Origin of the sequence: Adhaeribacter soli, assembly GCF_008727925.1 — a bacterium.
In the GTDB taxonomy this organism is placed as follows: domain Bacteria; phylum Bacteroidota; class Bacteroidia; order Cytophagales; family Hymenobacteraceae; genus Adhaeribacter_A; species Adhaeribacter_A soli.
In genome coordinates, this window is sequence record NZ_VTWT01000001.1 from 220,773 (window position 1) to 241,778 (window position 21,006).

The following is a 21,006-nucleotide window of genomic DNA, read 5'->3' on the forward strand; positions in this document are numbered from 1 at the left end:
ATGGCAGCAGAAAAGGGCAGAAGAAAATTCTTGATTCAGAGTTTTAAAGCGTTGGCCGGCTTACCGCTGGCTGGCAGTATTTTAAACGCCTGTGTGCCGGAAACGAAAAAAGTAATTCCCGGAAAATTAAAAGGGCCTGATTTTAAAGCCGGTCATTTGCTCCGGAAGGCGCTGAGCGTTGTACCCACCCAAACCGAAACGAAGGATGTGGTAATTATAGGCGGGGGGATTTCCGGATTATCGGCAGCATGCTGGCTGAAGCAAAATTCCGATCAGGATTTCTGTTTACTGGAACTGGAAGAAGAAACCGGCGGCAATTCCAGGGGCGGAAAAAATGCGCACACCGTTTTTCCCTGGGGAGCGCACTACCTGCCTTTACCCAATAACGATCTGACCGAGCTCTTAGCCTTCCTGCAGGAAAATGAAGTAATAACCGGCTTTAATGCAGCTGGCTTGCCCATTTACCGGGATGAATGTTTGTGCTTTGATCCGGAAGAAAGGCTTTACATTAACGGTCACTGGCAGGAAGGCCTCGTGCCGAACTGGGGCGTGCCGGAAGCGGATCTGAAACAAATTAACCGTTTCCTGGAGCTGATGGCAGAAATGAAGCAGGCCAAAGGCACCGACGGAAAATTTGCTTTTACCATTCCGATTTCAGCTTCTTCGGCAGATGAAAATTTCCGCCGGTTAGATAAGCTGACTATGGCAGAATGGCTGATTCAGAATAAGTTAACTTCCGATTACCTGCACTGGTACGTGAATTATTGCTGCCGCGACGATTTCGGGACGGATGCGAAAGATACCTCGGCCTGGGCCGGAATCCATTACTTTGCTGGCCGGAAAGCCCAGGCCGCCAATACCGATCCCGACCGGGTACTTACCTGGCCGGAAGGAAACAACTGGCTTGCCCAACGTTTACGGAAGCCGTTAGAAAAGCACATCAGAACCGGAAAATTAGTTTACAAAGTAAGTTTAGTTAAGGGCAACGTAGCCATTGATTATCTGGATATTGCCCAAAATACTTACCACCGGATTTTAGCCGGTAAATGCATACTGGCAACGCCGCAATTTGTAAATGAACGCATCCTAAATATTCAGCCGGAGCAAGGTGGTAACCGGAATTATAAGGCTTTTTCGTATGCTCCCTGGGCAGTGGCAAATCTGGCTTTGGAATCACCGCCGGCCGGACGGGGCGTTCCGCTTAGCTGGGACAATGTAGTTTATGGCAGCAAATCTTTGGGGTATGTACTGGCCAATCATCAGCAATTACAAATTTATCCGGAAAATCCGGTAATTACGTTTTACCTGCCGTTGCCGGATGAAGACCCGGCAAAAGCCCGCCGGATGGCCTACGAAAAAAAGCAGGAAGATTGGGCGGAACTAATCCTGGCGGAACTGGAAAAGGCGCATCCTTTCATTCGCGAAAACGTGAAGAATCTGGATGTCTGGATTTGGGGCCACGGCATGATCCGCCCTTCCGTTGGATTTATCTGGGGAGAGGAGAAAGCCGCTGCCGAAAAGCCGGTTCTTGATAAGATCTTTTTTGCCCATACCGACCTGAGCGGCATTTCTATTTTCGAAGAAGCCTTTTACCAGGGTATCCGGGCAGCGCAGCGGATGGTGGAGGGTAAAGCATGAAATTGAAGCAACCCTGGCTGCACGGGCCTGTAAGCGATGGTTTGTTTGTGCTGGCGCCGCCGTTCTTATGCTTATTGGCCGTGCTGTTTTTCCCGGATTTCTTTCAGCAGGCTAATCAGCGCGTTTCGTTGGAAGCCTGGGTGGTACTGGTCCTGCTGATTGATGTGGGGCACGTTTACAGCACGCTTTTCCGGACCTATTTCGATAAGGAAGCTTTGCAGCAGCACCGGCAGCTTTTCCTTTGGGCGCCCCTGGCGGGCTTGATAATTGGTATTTTGCTGTATTCTCTGGGAAGCCTGATTTTCTGGCGGGTACTGGCTTACCTGGCGGTTTTTCATTTTGTACGGCAGCAATACGGCTTCATGCAGCTTTATTCGCGTCGCGAAGTTAAAACCAATTGGGAGCACCGGATCGATAAAGGAATGATCTATGCGGCTACGCTTTACCCTTTGCTTTACTGGCATTTAGAAGGTAACCGGAACTTCAACTGGTTTATAGCCGGGGATTTTGTGGTGTTGGATCTGCCGGAGTTGCTGCCATTAATGACATGGGGTTACGGAATATTAATCGTACTTTTTCTAGTGAAAGAGCTAAGGTTTTCGCTCAAGCATAAATCGGCCAATATTCCCCGGAATCTGGTGGTAACCGGAACGGCTATGTCCTGGTACCTGGGCATCGTGCATTTCAACGGCGACCTGGTTTTTACACTTTTCAATGTGGTTTCGCACGGCATTCCGTACATGGCACTAATCTGGTTTTATGGCCGGAAAAAGAAGATTACGGACACTTCAACGGTAAGCGGAAAACTGCTAAAGTACACGTTCAGTACTGCCGGGTTATTCTTGTTCCTAGGTATTATCTTCGGGTTGGCTTTTCTAGAAGAAGGTTTCTGGGACGCGCTTGTCTGGCAGGAACATCCCGAAGCTTTTTCTTTTTTTCAGTTTTTCCCGGCTGTAAAAGACCAAGCCTTTCTAACCCTGGTCGTACCGTTTTTAGCCGTGCCGCAACTCACGCATTATATCCTCGATGGATTTATCTGGAAAGTTTCCCGGGATAAAAACCTGACTTAAACCGTGTCCACCTGCTTTTTTACCTCTAATACCCTACCATTTTACCTGTCCAGCACCAGTCCCAGCGAGAACATTACTTGCAGCGCTTCTTCTTTCGAATGCCCGAATAATACGCTGAGCGCATAGCGTTCTTCTACCGGGGCAATGTAAAAACCGGCGCCGTAGCCGCGGTGCCACCCTTCGCCATCGGTACCCCGGTACCACACTTTGCCTTGGTCGTAAAAAGTTACGATTCCGTAATAAAATGGCAGCACCGGATTTGCGAGCTGACCTAAATGGAAACGCAGTTCGGTGTTCAGGTAAGCGGACCGGTCGCCGAAGAAACGATTGTTTACGTAGCCCCGCAAATTATCGCGTAAACCCAGGGAGGTGTATTTGTAGAAGGGCAGGTTTGTGCCGTAGTTTTTTGCCCCGCCGATTTTAGTGGCCAGGGTAACCGGAATTTTAACCCGTGCCGTCAGGAAATACTGGCCGTAGGTTTCAGTTAAGCCAAAGGTGTTTTTCTCCCGGTTCAGCCGGTGGTAGGTGGTATGCTGAATATTAAAGCGAAGGCCCCGGCGGGTAAAGGTAACGTTGTCGCGCAAATCGAAATCGAGTTCGGCATTCCCGCCCAGCAAGCTTTCTTTCCCCACGATCAGTTCCCCCTCCGGCCTTTCGGCTAAAATGGTGCCTGCTTCAATACTGGAATTCAGGTTCTCATACAAAGGACCGAATTTTAAAAAGCTTTTCCGGAGGAATATGGTATGAGTAAAACCTTCTACGCGTACGCCTTTGTAACGTGCCTGGTAGAAGCGCTCGTTGTAGAGATCGTTGTTTTTAGTCGTATTATTTCCCAGGCCAAAGAAATTATAAAAAGGAAAGAAATTGCCGTACGTAATGCCGCCGCCAAAACCCCAACCACCGAAAACACTGTTCCAGATTCCGGTTCCACTCAATAAAAAGGCTCCCCGTTGCGTCCCCCGAATGTTGAAGGAATATAGCCTTTTAATATCGGGTTCCCGGAACACGTAGCGGCCAAATTTCACGTTCAGCGAAGCGCCCAACCCATCGGAGCGGTTGTATATTACCGCGGGTACCGGTGACATATAGTTGTAGCGGAATTCCTGACGGTTGTAATCGTTCACCCCGATTTTATTGGAGCGGAAATCCTTTACTTCCGGGCCTGCCTGCAGCTCGGTATCCGGCGTATCGTACACCCGGGTGTAATGCTTAGGGCCGGGTACAACGGAATTGTCGCGGATAATGTCGTCGCCGCCGCCGCCGATCACGCGCACCAGGATGCTGGTTTCGCTTTTGCCGGTAATCTCCACCACATCCTTCCCGTCCAGGGCAAAAATGCGGATCTCCTGGGTTTCCTTCGGATAGAAGGTGCGGTCGAAATAGGCTTCGCCTTCCGGGCCGCCCGTCTTTTTGTCTTTTTCGAACTCCTGCACCCGTACCGTACCGTTTTCAAGGCGTTCCACCCGGAAATATTCGTTTTTGTTCGAACCCACAATATCCACTACCAGGGCCAGGTCTTCGTAATATTCATCCAGGGCCTGGGGCAGGGTTTTGATGCGGTGTTTCAGTTTATTGCCGATCTCGTTGCCCGATACCGGGATCACTTCGGCGGGTTCGGCGGCAATGGCTTTATCGATGGTTGCGTCGGTCATTTCGCGCTGAAGTTCGGCGGCAATTTTCTGCCAGTCTTGGCGGGAAAGCGATTGCAGCAGCGCCCTATCCAGGTGCCGCGCCTGGTAGGTTAGGCTTCGGATGCCTTTGTAATTATACCCGAAATTCTGAATGCTTTTCACCCCGAACGGCTGATCGGCGAGCCAGGGAATAATCCCGTTCCAGCGGGAAAAAACGTGGTCGCGGTCGCGGGGAATGGGTTTGTAAATTCTTTCGCCGCCGGGAGTATCGTAGCCCGCCCAGCGCCAGTTGTCGTCGTGCTTGCCAAAGTCGCCCACCCAGATATCAAAGGCGCGGGCCTTGCCGAAGGCGTAGGCATCGAGGCGGTTATCGTGGTCGTCGTAGAGTTTGCGGAAAAGGCCGTAGGAGCGGGTAATATCGTCGGCATTGGCAAAACCCTTTTTACCTTTGGGCGGATCGATGGGCCGGTCTTCTAGCATTCCGAAAAGGCCGGCATATTTTACCCGGTAAGGTCCTAAGGCCGGATCGTTGGGGAGTACGTAGAGCCGGGGCCGGGCATGCAGGATGTCGGTGGAATCGAGCAGGGCCGAAGCGATCAGGGCGCCATAGGGTTGAGCTGTAGCCATAATGTCGCGCAATACGTCGGTAACAAAAGTGTTGCGAAGCGTCAGGGGTAAGGCTTTTATCGGATCCTTATCCACAGAGCGGAACACGTAATCGCGGCCGTTCCTGGATTTGAATTTCAGGGAAATGGTTTGCCGGCCGCCACCCGGCCCAACCGGTCTCAGGCCGCCGTAGGTCCTTCGAAGATCGAGCAAAGGCACTTGCACCGGGGTCGTCCAGGTGGTGCGGTAGAGATTGCCGAAAAACAGGCGTTTCAACGGATTGGCGCGGTATTGTTTGCCGGCTGCAACTGTTACTTTCCCGTTTACCACATCCAGGTCCGTGCCCGGCACCGTATCCGTTTCGGGGCAGGGGATATGGTATCGGTTTAATGGCGCAACCTGCTGGGCCACATCCAGGCAGGGCGACTGGAACAGAGTCTGGGAATAAAGTTCGGTAAACCGCGCTCCGGAAATACCGAAGAAATGTACGTTCACTTCGCCGTTCGGGAAATAATCGAGGCGGGCAAAACCGGTTTTGGCAGCGCCGAACAACAAAGCCGGCTCTTTGCCCAGCGGTTCCTTTTCGGTAATGCTGCCGGAAATGATGTGGTAGCTTTCGTCGGTCTGGTTCAGTTGTAAATTGTATTCGTGCGAAGAAGCATAGATCAAACCCGGGTTCTGCTTAAAAATATTCAGCATTTGCTTCCGAAAAGCGGCATAATCCTCGTGGGCCATGTCGCGGGGCGTGCCAATGTTCTGGCGGTAAGCGGCGTAAATACTGCCCAAACCAGGCAAAGGAATACGGTTTTTAGGGTTTTTATCCGAAAATGGGAACAGGTGTTTTTTAAGCGTCATGCGGCCGCCGTAAACGCCGTTGGAAACCAACGGATGATGCCCCACGACGAGCACGTTGCGGTTGCCGGATTCTACAATTTCTTCTTCCAGCTGTTCGGCAAATTCCTGGCGCGAAAGGATCTTGCAATCGGTATCGGTAATTTCCGGTTTGTCGTACGGGTGCATCCACCAGGGCGAATTGATGGCAATAATCCGGAGGAAAGGGTTTACGTCCAGCACTTCCGGGCCGGGACAGCCGGTACCCGGCAAAAAACCGTTCTTAAAAGGCAGGTTGGCATTGATGTATTTTTCCAGGCGCTTCACCGCTTTCAGGCCGTTTTTGCCGGAGTTGTTCCAATCTTTGTCGCCGGGGATGAAAAAAATTTTTCCTTTGGGATTATCTTTCACCAGGTTCAGCAACTGGTTCAGCTGCAGTTTTTCTCCTTCGGTAGGATTTTCGGGCCAGCCTTTATTAAAAGCAATATCGCCCAGGTGAATAACGGCAAATGGTACGGTCTGTTTGTCTATCTCCTGTTTTAAAAGTGTATAATTTTCCGCGGAAACAGGTTTGGTGGCGGTATTGCCGATCAGGAAAACCGGGTAGGGGGCGTTTTGAGCAAAAACAGTACGGAAGCAGCAGAAAAAAGAGAGCAGCGCAAGAAATCTTAACATGGGTAAAGCGTGTTCGGAATGCTTTAGTTGTGCAAATTTGTGTGTACTAGCGAAAGCAAGTTAAGGTTTTATTGCGTAGCATTGTTAAAGGATTTTAGAATTACTGATCAGGTTTTTAGTTCGCTATATTTCAAATTTTATTCAACAACCACAGGTACTATCAGGTTCGGTAATGCCCTGATGAGTTTGGGTATTTGAATTTCATTGCCGTCTGCTTTAGCTGACGGTTTAAAAGATTTCTTATTCCGGCTTTAGCCAAAATATTTCCTCTGAAGGATTAGCCTGCTTTCCGTCAGCTAAAGCAGACGGCAATGAAATTTGAGTTATGGGATAATTTCAGAATGGAAGGCCAAAAAGCGTAAAGATTCCTCTAAAAAATGCGCTTCTCTTTTTCTTTTTCCGGCAATTTCCTTACAGCAGATTGTGTATATTTACGGCCATTTAGTTGGAGCCCGACCTTATGAAAATAATTGAATGCCCGCGCGATGCCATGCAGGGTATCACCGAATTTATTCCTACCGAAACCAAGATATCGTACCTGAATACCTTATTGCAGGTCGGGTTCGACTCTTTGGATTTTGGCAGCTTTGTTTCGCCGAAAGCCATTCCGCAAATGCGCGATACGGAGGAAGTGCTGGCTGGCCTTGACCTGAGCGCGACCAAAACCAAGCTGCTAGCCATCATTGCGAATTTGCGCGGTGCGGAGCAGGCAGCAACGCATCGAGAGATCAAATATCTGGGCTTCCCGCTTTCTATGTCGGAAATGTTTCAGCAGCGCAACACGAACAAATCCATTGCCCAGGCGCTTGAGGAGCTAGCTCAGATCCAGGATGTTTGCGTGAAGAACGGCAAGGAACTGGTAACCTATATTTCCATGGGCTTCGGCAACCCTTATGATGAGCCCTGGAATACGGAAACCGTAGGCGAATTCGTGCAAAAACTCGATAAGCTGCAGGTAAAGATCATTTCCCTTTCCGATACCATTGGCGTCTCCAACCCGGAGAATATCACTTATTTGTTTTCGAACCTGATCCCAGCGTTTAAACACATTGAGTTTGGCGCGCATCTGCATACCAATCCGAATACCTGGCAGGAGAAAGTGGAAGCCGCGTATAATGCCGGTTGCCGCCGTTTCGACGGGGCCATGAAAGGCTTTGGGGGCTGCCCGATGGCCAAGGATGAACTGGTGGGGAATATGGCTACCGAAAATATGGTACAATATTTCAACCAAAAAGGTGTTGATTTAGGATTGAACGAAACTGCATTTGCCTCCGCCCTGGCACAGGCCGGTTCTGTATTTGCGCATTAAGCATGGCCAAGATCAAAGTAGATATTTTTATTCCCTGTTTCGTGGATCAGTTGTACCCGGAAACGGGTATGAACATGGTGAAGGTGCTCGAACGGGTGGGATGCCAGGTGCGCTACAATGCTAACCAGACCTGTTGCGGTCAGCCGGCTTTTAATGCCGGTTTCTACGATGCCAGCCTGGAAGTAGCCAACAAGTTCCTCGACGATTTTATCAGCGATGAATCCGATTACATCGTTGCGCCTTCGGCTTCCTGCGTAGGGCACGTGCGGGGCGCGTACGCCGATATGTTCGTTACATCGCCGCGCTTTATCAATTACCGGAGCATGGAGCGCAAAGTCTACGAGTTCACCGAATTCCTGACCAAAGTGCTCGATATTGAAAAGATACCGGGCGCCAGTTTAAACGGAGTAGCCACGTACCACGATTCCTGCAGCGCCTTGCGGGAGTGCAAGATCAAGGCGGGGCCGCGGGCTTTGCTGCATTACGTAGATGGGCTGCAACTGGTGGAAATGGCCGATACGGAAACCTGTTGTGGTTTCGGCGGCACTTTTGCTGTGAAGTTCGAAGCAATTTCGGTAGCTATGGCCCAGCAAAAAGTAGAGCACGCCCTGGCCACCGGCGCGTCTTACATTATCTCTACCGATACCTCCTGCTTAATGCACCTGGAAGCGTATATCAGGAAAAACAACATTCCGCTGAAAACCATGCACATTGCCGATGTACTGGCAAGTGGGTGGTAATTTTTGAACACGATTTTCAGGATTTAAAGGATTGGCAGGATTTACAGGGAAGACATATCAGAAAGAAAAATCTCATATGATCCTGTAAATCCCTAAAATCCTGAAAATCGTGTTCAAAGAAATTACATTAAATTCTGGATCTTATTCTTTAAGCCCGCGGAAGCTTCTACCAGCGGCAGGCGCACGGTGGCTGAGCAAATTCCGTACATTTCAAGCACGGCTTTTACGCCAACCGGGTTGCTTTCTTCGTACATCAGCGGGTTAAGGTCCAGGAAGTCGAACATGAGCTGGGAAGCTTCTTTGAAGTTATTTTCCAGAGCCAATTTAACCATGTGGCTGAATTTACCCGGGAAGCCGTTGGCCAGCACCGATATCACGCCGTCCATGCCGAAGGAGATCATCGGAACCGTTAAAATATCTTCCCCGCTGATTACCAAAAAGCCTTCCGGTCGGTTCTTGGCAATGTGCATGCACTGCTCCAGGTTTCCGGACGCTTCTTTAATGCCGATAATGTTGTCATGATGGGCCAGTTTCAGGGTAGTTTCGGCGGTCATGTTGCTGCCGGTGCGGCCCGGAACATTGTACAGGATCACCGGAACCGGGCAGGCATCGGCAATGGCCATATAATGCTGATAGATACCGGCTTGCGAGGGTTTATTGTAGTAAGGGCTTACCGATAAAATGGCAGAGATGCCGTGAAAATCCGTTTCCTGAATGGTTTCTAGCACATGCTGGGTGTTGTTGCCGCCAATGCCGTAAACCAGCGGTACCCGGCCGTCTACGTGCTTACGCACCGTATCCAGAATTTCTTTTTTCTCCGCTTTGGTGGTAGTTACCGATTCGGCAGTAGTGCCGTTAATAACCAGGTAATTTACCCCGCCATGAATTACAAAATCCAGCAGCTTTTTCAGGGCTTCGTAATCTACGCTCAGGTCTTTGGCAAAAGGAGTAACCAACGCTACCCCGGTTCCTTTAAATTTATCCATTTTCTTTTCGATTTTTCGATTGTTCGATACTCGATTGTTCGACTTTAGATTTTTCGAAGTTCGAATTCTCGACTTTTTTGTTTTTTATATTTTAATGTTTCGACCCAGCTCTTTAATAAACCGGATACAGTTATTTTATTTAACTTTTTATTGATTTCAGTACCGTTTTTCAGTACCATTTTACTTTAAACTGAATATTCCCGATTAAATTTTAAATCGAAAATTCGAACTTCGAACATTCGAACAATCTAAAGTCGAACAATCGAGTATCGAACAATCGAATTTATTCAAGCATTTTCAGAAATTCCTGTTCGGAAATAATCTTTACGCCGAGGGAATTTGCTTTTTCCAGTTTCGAAGGTCCCATTTTGTCGCCGGCTACCAGGTACGATAGTTTTTTGGAAATGGAGCTTACGATCTTGCCGCCGTTTCGGGTGATCAGGTCCTGTAATTCGTCGCGGCTGAATTGCTCGAAAACTCCGGAAATAACAAACGTATGCGGCGATAGTTTTTCAGAAACCGGTCCGGCATTTTCCTGCTCAGGCAAGCTGAATTGTAATCCTTGGGCCTGCAACCGTTCAATCATAGTAATGTGTTCGGGCCGGCTGAAATAATGCTGCACCGAAAATGCGATCCTTTCGCCGATCTCCGGAACCGCTACCAATTCTTCCAGCGTAGCATTTTTCAGGTTGTCGATGGTGCGGAAGTGTGCGGCTAATTTCTGGGCTACGGTGTTTCCTACAAACCGGATTCCCAGACCAAACAACACCCGGTCGAAAGGCACTTCTTTGGATTTGTTGATGGCGTTCAGGATATTCTCTACCGTTTTTTCGCGGAAGCTAACTTTGCGGGTTTTGCCGGTCTCTTCATCCACAAACGTTTTTTCCAGCCCGAAAAGATTTTCAAAAGTAAGGTCGTAGAACTGGTCCGGGGTGCGCACCAGGCCGCGGTCGAAAAGCAGCTCTATTTTGCCTTCTCCGAGGCTTTCAATGTTCAGGGCTTTGCGGGAAATGAAGTGCTCCAGTTTGCCTTTGATCTGGGGCGGACAGCCGTCTTCGTTCGGGCAGTAAAAATTTGCTTCGCCTTCGGCCCGGATCAAGGCGCTGCCGCAAGCGGGACAATGGTCGACGTAAGCAACTTTCGGGCTGTTGGGCTGCCTTTTGCTTGTATCCACGCCGGTAATCTTCGGAATGATTTCGCCGCCTTTTTCTACAAAAACGGTATCGTTTACGTGAATATCCAGGCGCTCGATCTCGTTGGCATTGTGCAGGGAAGCGCGTTTTACGGTGGTGCCCGCCAGTTGAACCGGCTTCAGCAAAGCCACCGGCGTTACTGCGCCCGTGCGGCCCACCTGGTAAATAATATCGAGCAACGGCGTAGCGGCGTTCATGGCTTTGTACTTGTAGGCAATGGCCCACCGCGGACTCTTGGCCGTATAGCCCAGTTCCTCCTGCTCGGCGTAGCTGTTAACTTTTACCACAATGCCGTCAGTGCCGATCGGGAGTTCGAAGCGTTTGCTTTCCCATTCGTTTATAAAGTCCCAAACCTCGTCAATCGAGTGGCATTTGCGGTAGGTTGGCGAAACATCGAAACCCCATTTTTTTAAGGCTTCCAGGGCTTCGGAATGACTTTCGTAAGGCAGGTTTTCGCCTAAAAGGCCGTACACGTAGCAGCTTAATTTGCGTTTGGCCACGATGGAAGAATCCTGCATTTTCAGGGTGCCTGAAGCAGCGTTTCGCGGATTGGCCAGTAAGGCTTCGCCAATGTCTTCGCGTTCTTTATTCAGTTGTTCGAATACCGAAAAAGGCATGAAAACCTCGCCGCGCACTTCAAATTTCTCCGGAAAATCTTTGCCCTGTAAATGAAGCGGAATATTTTTGATGGTACGCACGTTGGGCGTAACGTCGTCGCCACGGGTGCCGTCGCCCCGGGTTACGCCGCGCACCAGTTCGCCGTTCTCATAGGTCATGCTCATGGCCACGCCGTCGAACTTCAATTCGCATACGTATTCAAAATCGCCTTCCAATACTTTCCGCACCCTGTTGTCGAATTCGCGGAGCTCGGTTTCCGAATAGGTATTGCTAAGCGAAAGCATGGGGTACTGGTGGTAAACCGTCGGGAAGGTTTTGGTGATGGTGCCGCCCACGCGCTGGGAAGGGGAGTTAGGCGCTTTTAAGCCCGGAAATTCAGCTTCCAGTTTCGTCAGTTCTTCCAGCAGCATATCGAACTCGAAATCGGTAATTTCCGAAATGCTGTTCTGGTAATACTGGTGGTTGTAATGGTTTATCTGGCGGGTAAGTTCGGCAATGCGTTCGGCAGCTTGGGCTTCGGTCATGGTAATCTCTGAATGTTCGGCTAAGGCAAAAGTACGAAAAAGCTTGTCAGGAAAACGGTTGAAAACGGTAGCAATTTAAGCGAAAAAAGAAAAGGCTGCCTTTGGGGGCAGCCTTTATTTATAAATACTAACTCAGGAAACTTAGTGCATAGTCTAGTTAATTTTAAGAAAGTGGGATTACAAATCCCACGGCTCGATTAAGACGGGATTACAAATCCCGTCAAGCAAAGGTTAAAACTAAGTAGAGTTGCTACGTTTAGCAGTTTTCGTCCCCCTTTGAAGGGGGTAGGGGGAGGACAGGAGGTTTATCCGATCATTTTTGAAAATCAAATAACGTGAAAACCTCCCCCTACCCCCTTCAAAGGGGGACTTTTCTCTTTTCATAGAAAGGAACTGGAAAATTCAAACGGCGCATTAATAGAGCCTAACAAATTTAAAGTCCTGATACCAATATCCAGATACCAGCATCTATTAATTTAGTTGTTCTGAATAATAATGCCTTTGGCTACGAAAACGAGCGTTGTATCCGGCGTGGTAATAGCTTCAATTTCGGCTTTCGGTTTGCCGGCATCTTCCAGGTAGTGGCGCTGCTCATCTACCGAAACCACTTCTCTGAAAGCAGTACCGTCCACAATGGCGGTTTTTCCGGAAACATCTTTCGGTACAAAGAAATCATCTTCGCCGAACATGACGCGCATTGGTTTGCCGTCGGGCATGTTGAAGGTAACCCAGCAGCCTTTATTCTGGCAAACTTCATCGATCTGGCCGGTGATTTTTACCTCTAAGCTATCCTGGGCCGCCATTTTGCTTTTCAGTTCGGCTGCAGGTATGGCACCGTCCGGGGAGATTTTTTCGCCGTAGCTGTTTCCGGCTTCGGCGGTAGTTTTAGTTTTTTCTATGGTAGTATTTTCGGTTTGGGTTTCCGTTTTGTTGCAAGCAGCAAATGCTAAAAAGCCTACTGCTAAAGTAGAGTAAAGAATTTTTTTCATAGGGTAAAGGAAGTAGTGGGTTCAGGGCAAAGATAAGTTTTTTGCAAAAATTTTAACCTTTTGTTTTTTAAAAGTAAAAGGTTCGAGGAATATTCCTGCCTGCCGGATGGTGCATTTTAGCGCAAAATTCCTTTAATTCGTTTATCAGAACCTTAACAACCTGCCAAACGCTATGGAAAACAATGCAAAAAATGCCGGCAACCCGGCCGATATGGCCATTGCTTTAATCGAAAGCCTTTCCAACCTGAACGCCGACGTAAGCTTCGATTTTGAGAACATGGAAGTGCGCCTGCCCGGAAAACCCAATGCCCCGGAAACCGAACTGAAACTGAACGGCACGCTCCGCATCCGGACCAAGGCCAATAAAAATCAATAGGAAGGCGTGGGAGGAATTCTGGAAATAGATGCCCAGCTTATCGTTTCCCTGAACGGCGACAGCTTTGTAGTGGTGGCCGAAGGGAATTATATTATCGTTAATTTCAAAGATTTTAAAGCGCTGGAGCGGGTAACGGCCGGCGGCGGCAAATCCGCTGCTTCCGAAAGCAAGCCTTCCGGCACTAAAAAATCTTCCGGCGGCCCGCTGAAAAAGCTCAACGATGTAAATACGCTCATCCGCCGGCTGGGACTGGTGGTGGATGTGCGGGTGGGCAATAAGTCCTATGTTGAATTTGGAGCCGGCAATTCTGCCAAAATTAAGGCGGCGGCTATTTTTGGAAAAATCGGCTCTTTTTTCAGTAAATAAGCTACCATTTTTTACCTTCCTTTCCGGGCAGGCCGCTGCCCGGTTCAACCCCGTTTTTACGGTGTTTCCCTAATTATTTATATTTTTAAGGCTATTTGCGTAATACCTTTTGCGCACCCTCCGTATCTTATTATGGCGGCTTATGGCGGCGCTTGAGTGCAATTTTTGAATTAACCGGAAATTGTCGGGTAGTCGTAAGGTTACTGATTATGGGAAATTTTTAGAAAGCTGTTTTTTTTTATCAGGGGAGGGGGATCGTGTATGAAGTCGGACAACAAAAATAAAATCGGGGCAGAGCACGCTTCGGCATTTTCGAAGATCGAAAAGATTCATCCGCTTAAAATGTTGCTTTACCTGGCCCAGATCGGGATTGCAATATTGTTCCTGATGCTGGTATTTGGTTTCGTGCGTTCAGAACTCTTTCTTCACCAGAATTCGGTTACCCCATTCCCCCGGTTCTTCAGCGTAAGTTCTATTCTTATACTGTTGAGCAGTTATACCATTTCGCGCGTTTCTAAATTTTACCGCCAGGATGAGCTCCGGAAAATGAATGAGTACCTGAGCTTTACTTTAATGCTGGCCCTGATGTTTGTGCTTTCGCAACTGGCCGGCTGGTACGAACTGGCCAAAAGCGGTATTTACTTTAAAGGCCAGCCCTTCGGTTCATACATTTATCTTATTTCTGCTCTTCATATTCTGCACCTGGGCGCCGGCATTATGTATCTGGTGTACGTTTATTTAAGAACCATGTATGCCGCTGCCGATCCGGTCCGGACGCTGGTTTATATCCGGGATCCCTACCGGCTTTTGCAGTTAAGCATGCTGAGCACCTACTGGCATTTTCTGGATGGTTTGTGGCTGGCGCTGTACTTTATCTTCCTTTTTTTATTTTAACCATTCGCTAAATTCCTGGCAATACTGCTGAAAAAACAAACTGCAAAATCCGTATGTTTGTGGTTAGGCATCAGGGTTCCCGGTGCACTTATATTCGCGTTTTTACATGAAGAAAAAAATTAAAGCAGGCCTGGCAATGCTTGCCTGCCTGGTAGCACAGCAGGCAATGGCCCAGTCGGGCGCTAAATGTGCCGAAAGCCGGCTTCGCCCAACGGCTCGGGTTGCCCAGACAACCGTAAGCCAGCAACGGCTCCTGAACAAATACGACGTCAACTTCTATAAGCTCGATGTAGCCCTGGAGAAAACGTCTACTTACATTGCCGGCAATAACCTGATCCAGGCAAAAAGCCGGGTGGCCGCCCTCGATACGTTCGCTTTTGAACTCCACCAGGACCTGAACATCGATTCGGTGTACATAAACGGCCAGAAGCGCACTTTCACCCGCCAGGCCGGCATGACCTACGTGCGGCTTACGACCCCGATTGCTGCCGGCAACGCGGTAAATGCATGGGTATTTTACAAGGGCACGCCGCCGTCCGGCGCCTCAGCAGCAATTGGCAACGGCATGTCCAACGGCACGTCGCCTTCCTGGGGAAACCAGGTTACCTGGAGTCTGAGCGAACCGTTTGCCGCTTACGAGTGGTTCCCGGTAAAACAGATCCTCACCGATAAAGCCGATTCTTCGGAAGTCTGGGTAACCACCAGCGCCGTTAATAAAGTTGGTTCCAACGGCCTCCTGAAAAACACTACTACGTTGCCAAACGGAAAGAAACGCTACGAATGGAAATCGAGGTACCCGATTGCCTATTATTTGATTTCGGTGGCGGTAGCCGAATACGTGGATTATACCATTTATGCGAACCCGCCAGGAGCCCCAAATCCGATTCCGATCCAGAACTACATTTATAATAACCCGGGTACTTTGCCGGCCTTTCAGGCGGAAATCGATAATACCGCGCCGCTACTGGTGAAGTTTTCGGAGCTTTTCGGCCTGTATCCGTTCTACAAAGAAAAATACGGGCATTGCATGGCACCGCTTTCCGGCGGTATGGAACACCAGACCATGACCACCCAGGGCTTTTTTGAATTTACTTTAACGGCTCACGAACTGGCGCACCAGTGGTTCGGGGACAACGTGACCTGTGCCTCCTGGCGCGATATCTGGCTGAACGAAGGGTTTGCCAGTTACGCGGAATACCTGGCGCTGCAGAACCTACGGCCTGGTCAGCAGGTAGCCTGGATGAACAGTACGCATAATTCGGTAATGGCGGCTCCGGGCGGAAGTTTGTACGTACCAGCTGCTGATTCCATGAACGTAAACCGGATCTTCGACTCTCGCCTAACCTACGACAAAGGCGCTGCGGTGGTGCACATGCTTCGGTTCGAAATGAATAACGATGCCTTGTTCTTTGCTACGTTAAAGACGTACCAGCAGGCCTTAAAAGACAGCACGGCAAAAACGCCTCAATTCAAAGCCATTGCCGAATCGGTTTCCGGCAAAAACCTGACGCCTTTCTTTAACCAGTGGGTTTACGGCGAAGGGTATCCTACTTTCAGTCTGATCTGGAACCAGGTAGGTAATAATCTGGTGTTTCAGACCACCGAAACGGTTTCCCGCTCTACAGCAACCAGCTTTTTCGAAACAGATGTAGAGTATAAAGTTACCACTTCGGTAGGCGATACCATTATCCGGGTGCGCCAGCAGCAGCCGAAGCAGTTTTACCAGATTCCCATACGGGGCACGATAAGCGGCATGCAGGTAGATCCGAATAACTGGATCCTGAACCGTACCGGTACGATCGCTAAAAATACGAGCTTGGTTTCCGGCATCAGCGCTCCATTGGCTGCAGGCCAGAAACTGAACCTTTTCCCGAACCCTACCACCGACTGGCTGCAGGTATCTGACTTAACGTTCAAAGCGGAATCAATCCGGATCTTTGATATGGCCGGAAAACAGCTCCGTTCGGAAAAACCGCTTTCCCCTCAGCATAGGATCGATGTGAAAGGTCTTCCGCAAGGCATGTATCTGCTGCAATTCAGCAACAAAGAGAAAACTGTATCGGCGCCCTTCCAGAAACTCTAAGCAGGCGTTTTTAAACAATTCCTCCGGTGGCAGGTTTAACTATTCAAGGTGGTTGAACCCGCCACTGGTTTTTATGGGGTTTGCTGCAACCGCCTGATTTTCAGGGTGGCAGCGAGGAGAAAAGCATAAGATTTTAACCGGTTTGCCCCGGATGATATTTTTACTAATTTTACCCTCCGCATAACTCCTTTCAACCCAGGCTTTCCGGGATTTATGTTGATTTTAAATGCCTGAAAGTGAATTAATTAGTGTGTATGGCTGTAAAAAAAACGGAATTGAAGCGACAACTACTACAGGAATGCCTCCGGATCCAGAACGAGCAGATACAGGCTGCCAAAACCGCCATGGAAGAGGCCCAGGAAAGTGCCAACGAACACCACGGCGCCATCGAAGATAAGTTCGAGTCTTTCCGGGAGGCCTGCCAGATCCAGCGCGATATGTACGCCCGGCAGCTCGACGAAGCGATGAGCACGCTGCAGATCCTGAAACGGATAAATTCCATGAAAGAGAATTCGGAAATTATGCTGGGCAGCGTGGTGGAAACCGATGTTCAGGATTTCTTTATTTCCATCAGCCTCGGCGCCATTAAGGTGAACGATAAAACTTATTTTGCCATTTCGGCGATGTCGCCGTTGTTCAAAGCCATGGCCGGTAAAAGCATCGGCGATACCTTTGGCCTTCGCGATAAGCAATACAAGATCAAGAATATTTACTAAGCTGGTTACAGCCCAATAAAAAAAAGGTTAGCTTCTACAGCTAACCTTTTTTCGTTTTAAAACATCCTGTTTTATTTCCAGCGATTTATTTTATGCGTTTTATTTTACCCGGGTCCATTTCTGGGACCGGCCGATCAGGGAAACGCCGATGTAGCCTTTTACTTCCATCTGATCTTTACTCAGCATTTTCATGTAGCAGGAATAGGTCTTGCCGCTCAGCGGATCGTAGATCGTACCATCGTCCCATTTATTGCCGGAGTCATATTCAAAATTCTGGATGAAGACCAAACCATGGATCGGGCGGCTCTGCAGTTTTTTGTCGGGATTGTTGATGTCGGTTTTCGGTTTTCCGTCGCGGTGTGGTTCTTTGAGCCACACTATTTTGCCGCAGAGCTTGTCTCCGCACTGAAATATTTCAAAGCGGGCATCTTTCGGCTCGTTCGTCCAGACTCCGAGCGGGGAGTATTGCTGCGCCATTGCCAGGCCCTGAAAGGCTAAGAAAAGCACAAGGGCGAAAAGGTACTTCTTCATAAGCTGATAATTTTGATAAAGCGATAATGATAACGAAATATAAGCATTTTCTGTGCCTTTTTCACCAAAAAAGCGTAGGCTTTTGAAAAGTTAAATTAGAGCATGTTTAAATTTCATTTTTGCAAGCGAAAGTTTTCAGTACCGAGTTCTGAGGAAGGCTTTTTAGAGCAGCATAGCAGGGCTACGGTGCGAGAAAAAGACGAACGCAGGTTCCGGTAATGGAAATTTGCAGCGCAAAGGATGAATTTTAAACATGCGCTTACCCCGTTTTTAACTTCTTTACCGGAGCTTCCCTTTTTAGCATGAAAGTATACCGTTTTTTACTCCGCCTGCATGGCATTTTTTATTTTCTGACCGGGATCTGGCCGGTGGTGCACATTCACAGCTTTATGGCAGTTACCGGTCCGAAAAATGATATCTGGCTCGTAAAAACCGTAGGGCTTACCATTGTGGCCTGCAGCCTGGGTATGATCGGGGCTTCTTTCCGGAAATACGTGCAGCCCGACGTAATTCTGATTGTGCTGGGCTTTGCCGCTTTCCTGACCCTGATAGACATTTACTATACGATGACAGACGTAATTGCCCCGGTTTACCTGGCCGATGCCGCAGTGGAAATGCTTTTTATTCTGGCCTGGCTCTGGTGGTGGAAATTTCAGAAACCAAAGCAGGAAACGGTACTGAATTCCTGAAAAAATAAATAAAAATGTTGCCCATACTTTTGAACTAAGTTGTTTCGTTTTACCTTTATGAAAAAGTAGCGAGTGCTGCGGCCGGTCCGGAAAAATGCTTTGAATAGCAACAATACGCGGACAGGTTATGTCGGACTTAAAGAAAGGAGGTAAAAATGTCTAATCCCCAACGAATCTTATCAGGCCTGAGTAATGGTGTTCACTTTAATATAGGTGAGCTGGTGTAACCACCACTATAAGTTTGCGGTTACACTGCAACGTTGCTTTAAGATTACTTCTAGCCCGTACCCTGACTTTCTTTAGTCTACGGCCTGATAAGATTTTAAAGGATTCCGGCCCGGAAAATTCTTCGTGAATTTTCCGGGCTTTTTCTTTTTAAAAGCTTTACTGGCGGATAAAAAAGGATAAAACTTAAAACGTAAAAATTATAACTCCAGGAAGAACTTTTGAAGATTTTGGGAACACTTCAATAATATATATGATTTAATAAATATTCGCTTTTCCGGGCTCTTGTCTGGTGTTAAACGGGTGCTTACATTTGGTTTAACTGGTTTACCGACGATCCTTTTTCTAAAGTTTATTAGCAATTTCAGCCCGAAAAGCATATGAAGAAAAAACTACTCCTCTCCGTTCTATCAGTTTCCCTGGCCGGTTTCCTGCTTCCTTTTACCGGCAACGCCCAGGAATTTACCAAGCGGCAGCGTTATTTTTCGGTGGGTGTTTCTACCATGGCCGCCAATTACTTCGGCGACCTGAGCCCGGCCACGGCCGTTGCGGGCGCCGACCTGCAGCAAACCCGTACCAACTTCGGCATTTCAGCTTCGCGCAAATTCTTTCCGCGCCTGAGTGGCCGCGTGAGCTTTTCGTGGAGCCGCCTCCGGGGCGACGACGGCAGTTCGGCCAATGGCTCAGAATTTTATACCAACGGCCGCCTGCAACGCAACCTCAGCTTTCGCAACGATGTGAAGGAGCTGGCCGTGGTAGGGGAATTCGACCTGTTTCCGAATTACAGTACGTTTTTTAAGCGGGCCCAGCTAAATCCGTATGCATTTTTAGGGGCCGCCGTTTTTCATCATAACCCGAAAGCCTATTACGAAGGCGACCTGATGGAAAAGGGCTGGTACGCGCTGCAACCTTTGCAAACCGAAGGTGTGAAGTACCACAAAATGCAGGTAAGCGTTCCGTTTGGTCTGGGCGTACGCTACCGGCTTAATAACCAGTTCGACCTGGGCTTTGAAGTAGGCTGGCGCACCACCTTTACCGATTACCTGGACGACGTTAGCACGAATTACGTAGACAAAAGCGACCTAAACCAAAATGGAGGCAAAGCTGCCTGGGTACTGGCTGACCGTTCCATTGAAGTGCCGGAACTGAAAGAGCGCGAGATTATGCTTACTGCCCGCAACGGCGAGCAATACCCGGCAGTCGGCGGGGTAGGGGCAGCCGGTACGCCGCGCGGCAACGATACCTACAACGACTGGTATGTGCTTTCCGGTTTCACCTTAACGTACTACCTCAATCCAACCAAAACCACTTCCAAATTCCGGTAAGATTTACCTTTAATAAAATAAGAAAATGCTATGGTAAAGGGCTTAAAAAGTCCGGTACTCACCTCGTAGCGCAGGCTTTTAAACATTGCCGTCAATTCAAGAGATATAAATTAAAATGCTGTTTCGAACATCTTTGTCCGAAACTAAACCTAGTGCGGACATCCTTGTCCGCGTGTGTGGTTACGGGGACAAGGATGTCCCCGGCAGGTTACTTCCGGACATAGATGTCCGGAAGAGCAAGAAATCAAACACTCCTCGTAGCGTAGGGTTTAAACCCTACGCTACGAGGAGTGTTTGATTTATGAGATTATTTAATTATCCTGCCAATCCTTTTAATCCTTAAAATCACAGTTCAGACAATTTCATTGCCGTCTGCTTTAGCTGATGGTTTACAGCACCCGGCGCACTTCCAGGAACCGGCGTTCGTAATTGGTGCCTTCCACTTCGCTGATCTTTACGCCGCCATTGGAGGAAGCATGTACAAAGGAAATAGTACCCTCGTTTTTGCTGATCACGATACCAACATGGCCGGGAGTTCTTTTCTTTGAATTGGTTCCGGTGAAGATCAGGATGTCTCCCCGGCGAACCTGGGTGCGTAGTACCGGTTTGCCGGCTTTGGAAAGCAATTCCGAAGAACGCGGTACGTTAATGCCAACTTTTGAGAAAGCGTAATTTACGAAACCGGAGCAATCGAAACCTTTTTCAGAAGAACCGCCGAACCGGTAAGGCGTGCCTATTTTTTTCATTCCGAAAGCGATCAGATCTTCTACCAGGTGGTGTTTTTTGGGCTTGGCTTCGGCCAGTTTTTCCTGACTTTCCGCTACGGTACTTACGGTGTCCGGTTTAACTGCCTGTAAACGAACGGGTTTTGGCTTGGCGGTTGCGGCTTGCGGGGCTTTGCCGGAATAGGTTTTGAATAAAACTAAAATGAACAGGAGCAAAACGGCTCCCAGGTAACCTCCTCTGATATGCTTCATGCTTTTCGCGTTGG

At 48.7% G+C, this 21,006-nt stretch carries 17 protein-coding genes; 11 read left to right on the plus strand and 6 right to left on the minus strand.

Annotated elements, in window-relative coordinates:
* Nucleotides 1-1,638, plus strand: a complete 1,638-nt coding sequence (locus F0P94_RS00840; RefSeq protein WP_150901809.1) for an NAD(P)-binding protein — start codon at nucleotides 1-3, stop codon at nucleotides 1,636-1,638.
* Nucleotides 1,635-2,708: a hypothetical protein gene (locus F0P94_RS00845; protein ID WP_225307078.1), complete on the plus strand. Its 1,074-nt coding sequence runs from the start codon at nucleotides 1,635-1,637 to the stop codon at nucleotides 2,706-2,708. The genes F0P94_RS00840 and F0P94_RS00845 overlap by 4 nt, the downstream gene beginning before the upstream one ends.
* Nucleotides 2,709-2,749: 41 nt before the next feature.
* Here F0P94_RS00845 and F0P94_RS00850 read toward each other — a convergent pair whose 3' ends face one another.
* Entirely contained in the window at nucleotides 2,750-6,451 is a 3,702-nt protein-coding gene (locus tag F0P94_RS00850; protein ID WP_150901810.1) for a BamA/TamA family outer membrane protein, read from the minus strand.
* A 460-nt stretch (nucleotides 6,452-6,911) separates the two neighbouring features.
* Between F0P94_RS00850 and F0P94_RS00855 the strand changes: the two genes are divergently transcribed.
* Together F0P94_RS00855 and F0P94_RS00860 are read left to right on the plus strand one after the other, a co-directional pair.
* Nucleotides 6,912-7,760, plus strand: a complete 849-nt coding sequence (locus tag F0P94_RS00855) for a hydroxymethylglutaryl-CoA lyase (protein ID WP_150901811.1) — start codon at nucleotides 6,912-6,914, stop codon at nucleotides 7,758-7,760.
* A gap of 2 nt (nucleotides 7,761-7,762) precedes the next feature.
* Complete coding sequence (locus tag F0P94_RS00860) at nucleotides 7,763-8,500, plus strand: (Fe-S)-binding protein (RefSeq protein WP_150901812.1); 738 nt, start codon at nucleotides 7,763-7,765, stop codon at nucleotides 8,498-8,500.
* 122 nt (nucleotides 8,501-8,622) lie between these two features.
* Here the strand turns inward: F0P94_RS00860 and dapA are convergent, their stop codons facing one another.
* The 3 genes from dapA to F0P94_RS00875 form a co-directional block, all read right to left on the minus strand.
* Nucleotides 8,623-9,486, minus strand: coding sequence for a 4-hydroxy-tetrahydrodipicolinate synthase (gene dapA, locus F0P94_RS00865; protein ID WP_150901813.1), 864 nt, complete (start codon nucleotides 9,484-9,486; stop codon nucleotides 8,623-8,625).
* 283 nt (nucleotides 9,487-9,769) lie between these two features.
* Nucleotides 9,770-11,821 carry an NAD-dependent DNA ligase LigA gene (gene ligA / locus F0P94_RS00870; RefSeq protein ID WP_150901814.1) on the minus strand — a complete coding sequence of 684 codons (2,052 nt, stop codon included), beginning with the start codon at nucleotides 11,819-11,821 and terminating at the stop codon, nucleotides 9,770-9,772.
* Between the two features lie 476 nt (nucleotides 11,822-12,297).
* A complete protein-coding gene (locus F0P94_RS00875; RefSeq protein WP_150901815.1) occupies nucleotides 12,298-12,810 on the minus strand; it encodes a DUF4920 domain-containing protein in 513 nt (170 codons plus the stop codon).
* 172 nt (nucleotides 12,811-12,982) lie between these two features.
* Here F0P94_RS00875 and F0P94_RS00880 point away from each other — a divergent pair, with 172 nt between their 5' ends.
* From F0P94_RS00880 to F0P94_RS00900, 5 genes are all read left to right on the plus strand, one after another.
* Nucleotides 12,983-13,186: a hypothetical protein gene (locus tag F0P94_RS00880; RefSeq protein WP_150901816.1), complete on the plus strand. Its 204-nt coding sequence runs from the start codon at nucleotides 12,983-12,985 to the stop codon at nucleotides 13,184-13,186.
* Nucleotides 13,187-13,192: 6 nt separating this feature from the next.
* Nucleotides 13,193-13,552, plus strand: a complete 360-nt coding sequence (locus F0P94_RS00885; protein ID WP_150901817.1) for a hypothetical protein — start codon at nucleotides 13,193-13,195, stop codon at nucleotides 13,550-13,552.
* Between the two features lie 261 nt (nucleotides 13,553-13,813).
* Nucleotides 13,814-14,446, plus strand: a complete 633-nt coding sequence (locus F0P94_RS00890) for a cytochrome c oxidase subunit 3 (RefSeq protein ID WP_150901818.1) — start codon at nucleotides 13,814-13,816, stop codon at nucleotides 14,444-14,446.
* A 106-nt stretch (nucleotides 14,447-14,552) separates the two neighbouring features.
* Entirely contained in the window at nucleotides 14,553-16,529 is a 1,977-nt protein-coding gene (locus tag F0P94_RS00895; protein ID WP_150901819.1) for a M1 family aminopeptidase, read from the plus strand.
* 275 nt (nucleotides 16,530-16,804) lie between these two features.
* Nucleotides 16,805-17,245: a hypothetical protein gene (locus F0P94_RS00900; protein WP_225307080.1), complete on the plus strand. Its 441-nt coding sequence runs from the start codon at nucleotides 16,805-16,807 to the stop codon at nucleotides 17,243-17,245.
* Between the two features lie 99 nt (nucleotides 17,246-17,344).
* Here F0P94_RS00900 and F0P94_RS00905 read toward each other — a convergent pair whose 3' ends face one another.
* A complete protein-coding gene (locus tag F0P94_RS00905) occupies nucleotides 17,345-17,776 on the minus strand; it encodes a DUF2147 domain-containing protein (protein WP_150901821.1) in 432 nt (143 codons plus the stop codon).
* A 302-nt stretch (nucleotides 17,777-18,078) separates the two neighbouring features.
* Between F0P94_RS00905 and F0P94_RS00910 the strand changes: the two genes are divergently transcribed.
* Together F0P94_RS00910 and F0P94_RS00915 are read left to right on the plus strand one after the other, a co-directional pair.
* Entirely contained in the window at nucleotides 18,079-18,465 is a 387-nt protein-coding gene (locus F0P94_RS00910) for a hypothetical protein (protein ID WP_150901822.1), read from the plus strand.
* Nucleotides 18,466-19,070: 605 nt separating this feature from the next.
* Entirely contained in the window at nucleotides 19,071-20,015 is a 945-nt protein-coding gene (locus F0P94_RS00915; RefSeq protein WP_150901823.1) for a DUF6089 family protein, read from the plus strand.
* Between the two features lie 389 nt (nucleotides 20,016-20,404).
* Here the strand turns inward: F0P94_RS00915 and F0P94_RS00920 are convergent, their stop codons facing one another.
* Nucleotides 20,405-20,992 (minus strand): C40 family peptidase, encoded by a 588-nt coding sequence (locus F0P94_RS00920; protein ID WP_150901824.1) that lies wholly within the window; start codon nucleotides 20,990-20,992, stop codon nucleotides 20,405-20,407.
* Nucleotides 20,993-21,006 lie beyond the last annotated feature (14 nt).

Coding starts and splice junctions, on each gene's coding strand:
- F0P94_RS00875 (WP_150901815.1), bottom strand. CDS start 12,810: ATGAAAAAAATTCTTTACTCTACTTTAGCAGTAGGCTTTTTAGCATTT.
- F0P94_RS00860 (WP_150901812.1), top strand. CDS start 7,763: ATGGCCAAGATCAAAGTAGATATTTTTATTCCCTGTTTCGTGGATCAG.
- F0P94_RS00895 (WP_150901819.1), top strand. CDS start 14,553: ATGAAGAAAAAAATTAAAGCAGGCCTGGCAATGCTTGCCTGCCTGGTA.
- F0P94_RS00910 (WP_150901822.1), top strand. CDS start 18,079: ATGAAAGTATACCGTTTTTTACTCCGCCTGCATGGCATTTTTTATTTT.
- dapA (WP_150901813.1), bottom strand. CDS start 9,486: ATGGATAAATTTAAAGGAACCGGGGTAGCGTTGGTTACTCCTTTTGCC.
- F0P94_RS00905 (WP_150901821.1), bottom strand. CDS start 17,776: ATGAAGAAGTACCTTTTCGCCCTTGTGCTTTTCTTAGCCTTTCAGGGC.
- F0P94_RS00920 (WP_150901824.1), bottom strand. CDS start 20,992: ATGAAGCATATCAGAGGAGGTTACCTGGGAGCCGTTTTGCTCCTGTTC.
- F0P94_RS00845 (WP_225307078.1), top strand. CDS start 1,635: ATGAAATTGAAGCAACCCTGGCTGCACGGGCCTGTAAGCGATGGTTTG.
- F0P94_RS00850 (WP_150901810.1), bottom strand. CDS start 6,451: ATGTTAAGATTTCTTGCGCTGCTCTCTTTTTTCTGCTGCTTCCGTACT.
- F0P94_RS00915 (WP_150901823.1), top strand. CDS start 19,071: ATGAAGAAAAAACTACTCCTCTCCGTTCTATCAGTTTCCCTGGCCGGT.
- F0P94_RS00840 (WP_150901809.1), top strand. CDS start 1: ATGGCAGCAGAAAAGGGCAGAAGAAAATTCTTGATTCAGAGTTTTAAA.
- ligA (WP_150901814.1), bottom strand. CDS start 11,821: ATGACCGAAGCCCAAGCTGCCGAACGCATTGCCGAACTTACCCGCCAG.
- F0P94_RS00855 (WP_150901811.1), top strand. CDS start 6,912: ATGAAAATAATTGAATGCCCGCGCGATGCCATGCAGGGTATCACCGAA.
- F0P94_RS00890 (WP_150901818.1), top strand. CDS start 13,814: ATGAAGTCGGACAACAAAAATAAAATCGGGGCAGAGCACGCTTCGGCA.
- F0P94_RS00880 (WP_150901816.1), top strand. CDS start 12,983: ATGGAAAACAATGCAAAAAATGCCGGCAACCCGGCCGATATGGCCATT.